At 31.8% G+C, this 3,316-nt stretch carries 4 protein-coding genes; 2 read left to right on the top strand and 2 right to left on the bottom strand.

Features of this window, described 5'->3' with window-relative positions:
* Positions 1 to 1,045: 1,045 nt before the first annotated feature.
* A complete protein-coding gene (locus AB5903_RS22120; protein WP_368118300.1) occupies positions 1,046 to 1,477 on the bottom strand; it encodes a copper resistance protein NlpE in 432 nt (143 codons plus the stop codon).
* Between the two features lie 615 nt (positions 1,478 to 2,092).
* Positions 2,093 to 2,371, bottom strand: coding sequence for a hypothetical protein (locus tag AB5903_RS22115; RefSeq protein WP_272709955.1), 279 nt, complete (start codon positions 2,369 to 2,371; stop codon positions 2,093 to 2,095).
* An 88-nt stretch (positions 2,372 to 2,459) separates the two neighbouring features.
* Between AB5903_RS22115 and AB5903_RS22110 the strand changes: the two genes are divergently transcribed.
* Together AB5903_RS22110 and AB5903_RS22105 are read left to right on the top strand one after the other, a co-directional pair.
* On the top strand, positions 2,460 to 2,672 hold the full coding sequence (locus tag AB5903_RS22110; protein WP_272709954.1) for a helix-turn-helix transcriptional regulator: 213 nt from the start codon (positions 2,460 to 2,462) through the stop codon (positions 2,670 to 2,672).
* Positions 2,673 to 2,685: 13 nt separating this feature from the next.
* Positions 2,686 to 3,261: a hypothetical protein gene (locus AB5903_RS22105; protein WP_368118299.1), complete on the top strand. Its 576-nt coding sequence runs from the start codon at positions 2,686 to 2,688 to the stop codon at positions 3,259 to 3,261.
* Positions 3,262 to 3,316: the final 55 nt, after the last annotated feature.

Raw genomic sequence — 3,316 nt, 5'->3', positions numbered from 1 at the left:
TCCATCTGTGCAAACTCGTTTGTTGGGCTTCCCTCGTAATTGGGAACAAGAACCTCTATGGAGGTAGTGAATATCTATCTACAAGAAGTAATTCCCCAAAGACCATAAACGACGAACAATATCGGATAAAATATTGTAGTTTTGTATTGGCTTGTACAATGTCTCCAAAATAGAAGTGGATATCGGAAACAAATAACATTGAGAAATGAACGCTTGTTTTGATACTCTAAACGAGTTAAGAATTAATAAAAACGTTAAATCTTCACCCTTTAGAATGTACCTTTAAAGGCTACGACCATATTTCCGACTTATTACTTGCAAACTATTGAGTAATAACCAATTGTAAATACTTTTCCTGAAATAAGTAATATTACTTAAAAGAAATAGATTGTATAAGGAAAAATATTGATGCGTTCCGTTTACTCTCCATTGGTCAAATTAAATACCTGAAAATGTTACATATGTAAAATCAATAATGGACCGGTATAAATCTCTAATCGTTTTTCTTTTATCCCACCATTTACAGAACCGGATAAAATAATTGCCGGCAGAAAATGTATAAAACCATGCCGAGACTATTCATCCGGTTAAGAATATGGTGATTGACAAGTAAACGGCACCTTCATTTGGTCAGGGGTTGGTCAGAGACAGAGGTGATACGAAGTAAAGAGTATGACATAACTATAAGATGGAATAATTTATCTACATAAACACTTATTATTTAAGCATTTGCATCTGATTTATGACATTTTTATAACACTTTGTCATTGTGTTATATTAGTAAATTTTGTTTCATAAATATAATACATTGATAATCGTCTATTTATAAAAAAACAAATAAAAATAGCACATAATTTATACATACAATTTGTATACAAATAAAATTAATTTCAGGAAATAAAAATAAATTTTGTATATCTATATCTTCGAATGATGATGATTTCTTTAGTATCTACTTACTTTTATTTTTTTGTACTATTTGTTTATAAAATAAAAAAGCCGCAAATTTATATACTCGCGACTTTCCTCTGTATAAAACAGACTATTATTTTTTATTTAAAATATAATGCTCAGCCAAAGAGCCTTTGTTGACAGTTTCTTCTTTATCGGACAACATTACTTGTTTATTATTTAGCATTCTGTAATAAGTCTTTTCTCCTGAAGAAGGGGTGATTAATTCAATTATTGAATCTCCTATCATATGATATACACCACAAGTTTCAAAAGTTGCATTTTTTTTTCCTATATATTCACTTTTTAAAGTGTAGGTTTTATCCTCATTTATAACTAACATCGTTTTTATGCCTTTACAATCAGCCGCAGGAAGAGTCCCTTCATAAACTCCAAATAAATTAGAAGTTTGGACTTGGCTCTCTGTTTTTATTTCACAGTTTTCAATTTGGGTATTATTCTTCTGAGAAGAAATACAACTAGTCATGAAAATTAAAGATATAAGCCCATAAAAAATCATTTTCATAAAAAATCCTTTCTTTTTTAATTTAACAATATATGTCTGTATCATGTCTTATTTGGGCATAAAAAAGCGGCAGGGCATTCCTATTGTTAGAGAGGGGGAGGCTAAGCCCTTAAACACAAATGGAAAACGCACCTGTAAGTGTACGGAAAGGCGCATAACTGTTTCATTGTATTCAATAGATATTTTTGACTTTTCTCCAACACAGAATCAGTTAAACGTTTTTTTGATATATCAAAATATAGTTTCTATAATTGTCGCAAATATAATACAATATGTCTTTGATTATACTATCATACTATTATCTTTTTACAACCATATTTTAATTTACAATATCATATCTATATAATATTGATTATTAATACCATACATATGTTCGCAACAATTAAATATATGTTAACGAAAAGCAAAAGCTTGTAATTTTTTGTTTCGCCAGCATATATTTTGCTGTCGGTACAAATATAGGTTTAATTCGTTTTGGATATATATACAAAGCCGTAAACTAACCTTAATTTTAAACAATAGGAACAACCCTCACTGGTTATTCTTATTGTGCCTCTTTTTTTGCAAAAAATCAGAGGAGATTAATAAAGATCATTTAATAGGAAATATAAGTGATTAGTTTTGTTCTGCTGCATCGATAATGTTAATCATATTCAATACCGTATTTGTAGGCTTGATTTTACCTGCTGCGAATTCAGTGCATTCACCAAGAATACTTTCAGGAGTATATACCGTTAAAGTTTCTCCCGTGAATGAAAAATCTTTTTCCGCTTGTTCAGTCAGCAATGCTGTCACCGTTCTTACAAAACTTTCACCAGTGTCTTTATCTATAAAGGCAAGTTTTGTCAACTCTTTGCCTTTATATGTAACTTGATGTAACTCTTTCAGGTACAAAAGGAATATTTTTTCGATACGACACGAAGATTACCAAATTAAATTTTATATTTTTGCACTTGATAGACAACGATGTGCAAAACATAATATGTGCAAGAACCATATAAAAGAGGCATTAGTGGCAAGAGGCATTAGCCAGACGGAATTGGCAAATAGACTTGGAAAGACTTTCAATATGGTCAATTTGTATGCATCAAACAAAGTGCAACCTCCCATTCCTGTACTATATCAAATAGCAGATATTCTAAAAATGGATGTACGAGAATTGTCGTTACCTAATAATGAAATCACTCAATCTTAAACGTACAATGTATTTGACAGAAGACGAAATAAGAGATAACGCAAAAGTTATACTTGGCTTTGACGAGAAAGCCCCTGATGTGAAGCAAGGAACAGGACAAATAACAACTTTCAATCAATTGGGTTTTAAAGGCGTGTCAGACAAGCCCGATGGATGGTACCTGCCCAATGACAAGCAAGATATAGCTCTTATTCTAGAAACTAAATCCGGAAAAGAAGATGTGTTTTTAGAAAAACATTATGTGGAGTTGGTCAAGAATATAGAAATAACAGCCCAACAATATAAACGTGTTGTGGGTATTCTTTACAACGGAACAGATGTCCGTGTAATCAAACACATTAAAGGAAGCGAGCAATATGAAGAAATAGCGGATGTCGCTAAAACCCTACAAAACAAACGCTATTATATCGCACTATTTAAGGAAAACCGGATTAACAAGCAACTGATATATTCGCTAACCAAGAAAATAAACGATTGTCTGCATGTTCAATTTGGCATAAAGAATCTATACCATAGGATGATTATTACTGCCTGTGCATTAGTTGCAAAAAGGTACGGGGCAATGCTTAGATATTCACTACCTCCATAGAGGTTCTTGTTCCCAATTACGAGGGAAGCCCAACAAACGAGTTTGCACAGATGGA

This window comes from Bacteroides sp. 2201st1_D9_2201SCRN_220225 (genome assembly GCF_040928965.1).
GTDB lineage: Bacteria > Bacteroidota > Bacteroidia > Bacteroidales > Bacteroidaceae > Bacteroides > Bacteroides stercoris.
Note: the sequence above shows the minus strand (reverse complement) of the source record. Positions and strands in the feature narration are given on the sequence as shown.